Origin of the sequence: Paucibacter sp. XJ19-41 (genome assembly GCF_028462495.1) — a bacterium.
In the GTDB taxonomy this organism is placed as follows: domain Bacteria; phylum Pseudomonadota; class Gammaproteobacteria; order Burkholderiales; family Burkholderiaceae_C; genus Roseateles_E.
The window spans coordinates 1-2111 of record NZ_JAQOWX010000246.1; the positions used below are offsets into that span (position 1 = coordinate 1).

Genomic DNA, 2111 nt, shown 5'->3' on the forward strand with positions numbered 1-2111 from the left:
GACAGCGGCGGCGCTCAGGCTGGCCTGGATCTGCTCGTGCAGCTGCAGCGCGCGGCCATGCTCGCCGCGGTCGGCGTGGTAGCGCGCCAGCTCGGCCCGCATGCCGGCGGCCATGTCATTGCCCGGCCCCAGCAGCGCCTCCATCTCGGCCAGCAGCGCGCCCGCGCGCGCCTCGATGCCGGCGTACTTGGCCTGGCGGATCTGCACGGCCAGCAGATTGCGCCGCAGCACCAGCACGAAGCGGGCATAGCGCGGCGGCGCCGTGGCCCAGCGCGGCTCGGTGGCCCGCAGCAGGGCCTCGGCCTCGGCCAGCCGGCCCTGGGCCACGCGCAGGCTCTGCACATAGTTGTCGAAGAACATGTGCTCGAAGTCGCTGGGCTTGTAGAGCTTGTCGACGATGGGCCGGGCGCGCGCCAGCGCCTGCTCGGCCTCGTCGAGCCGGCCGACGCGCGAGTAAGCCACGCCCAGCAGGTAGAGCGCAGCGGAGTGCGGGTGCGAGACCTCGCCGTGGCGCGCGATCAGGTCGGCCTGCAGCGGCTCGACCAGGGCGATCACCTTGGCCGGCGAGCCCTGCGAGGTGTAGATGCGCGCCAGCCCCAGGCGGGCATTCAGCGTGCGTTCGTCTGCGCTGCCGAAATGCTGCTGCGCATGCTCGATCAGCTGCTGAGCGAGCGGAATCGCGATGTCGTAGCGGTTCAGGTCGCGGTAGGTGCCGACCAGCACCTCCAGCAGCCGCGCCCGCGTCGCCGGGTCGTCGGCAAACTTGTCGCCCAGCTCGGCACGGCTTTTCTCCAGCAGCTCCAGCACCGTCGGCGGGCGGCCGCCATGGCGGTCGGGGTTGGCCGAGGCCAGCAGCTCGGTCAGGTAGCGGGTCACCTGATCGGACTGGCGCGCTGCGGCCTCGGCGCGCTGCCANCGTCGGCGGGCGGCCGCCATGGCGGTCGGGGTTGGCCGAGGCCAGCAGCTCGGTCAGGTAGCGGGTCACCTGATCGGACTGGCGCGCTGCGGCCTCGGCGCGCTGCCATTGCCAAAGGCTGATCGCCAGGCCGGTGCTGAGGCTGGCGCCCAGCAGCAGCGCGGCGATCGCCAGCTTGGCGTGGCGGCGCAGCCAGAGCCGGCTGCGATGGCGCCAGTCGTCCCGACGGGCGCTGACCGGGCGGTGCTCCAGCCAGCGCTGCAGATCGTCGATCAGCGCGCCGACGCTGCCGTAGCGCTGGCCCGGCTGCTTGCGCATGGCCTTGGCCGCCACCGCCTCCAGATCGCCCCGGGTGCGCTCGAAGTCGGGCGGCCGGCCCGGCCCCGGCCGCTGGCCCTCGGGCGGCAGCGTGCTGCGCGAAAGCCGTGCCGGCTCGGTGTGGAGCACCGCATGTTCGAGTGCGGTGCGCGAGCCACCGGCCTGGCCGAAGGGCAGCACGCCGCTGAGCAGCTCGTACAGCATCACGCCCAGCGAGTAGACATCGGCCGCGACGCCGATGGCCGCGCCGGTGATCTGCTCGGGCGCGGCATAGGCCGGTGTCAGGCGGCGGCCGGCCTGGCGGGTCAGCTGGCTGTCGGTGCTGGCGCCGTCGTCGTCGAGCAGGCCGGCGATGCCGAAGTCCAGCAGCTTCGGGCTGCCCTCGGCCGTCACCATCACATTGCTGGGCTTGAGGTCGCGGTGCACGATCAGCTGCGCATGGGCATGCTCGACCGCCCGCGCCACCCCCATCAGCAGGCGCACCCGCTCGGCCACCGGCAGCCGGGCCTGGCGCACATGCTCGCTGAGCGTCAGCCCCGCCACATGCTCCAGCACCAGATAGGCGCGGCCGCCGCCGGGCTGGGCCTGGACGCCGGCGTCCAGCAAGCGCGCAATGCCCGGATGGGTCAGCCGCGCCAGCAGCGCACGCTCGCGTGCGAAGCGCTCGGCCAGGCCCGGCGCCGAGACATCGTCGCGCAGCAGCTTGATCGCGACCTGGGCCTGGTAGAGCCCGTCGGCGCGCTCGGCCAGCCAGACCTCGCCCATGCCGCCCTCGCCCAGCTTGGACACCAGGCGCCAGGGGCCCAGCCGCTCGCCAGCTGCGGCGCCACCGCCGCCACCGGGCTCGGCCGCCAGCGCCCGGGTCAGGCGCTGCTGA

1 protein-coding gene is annotated in these 2111 nt (G+C 73.9%); it reads right to left on the reverse strand.

The window, feature by feature from the left end; translation table 11 throughout:
• Positions 1-115: 115 nt before the first annotated feature.
• Positions 116-1999: a serine/threonine-protein kinase gene (locus tag PO768_RS29400; RefSeq protein WP_442953319.1), complete on the reverse strand. Its 1884-nt coding sequence runs from the start codon at positions 1997-1999 to the stop codon at positions 116-118.
• Between the last annotated feature and the right edge of the window lie 112 nt (positions 2000-2111).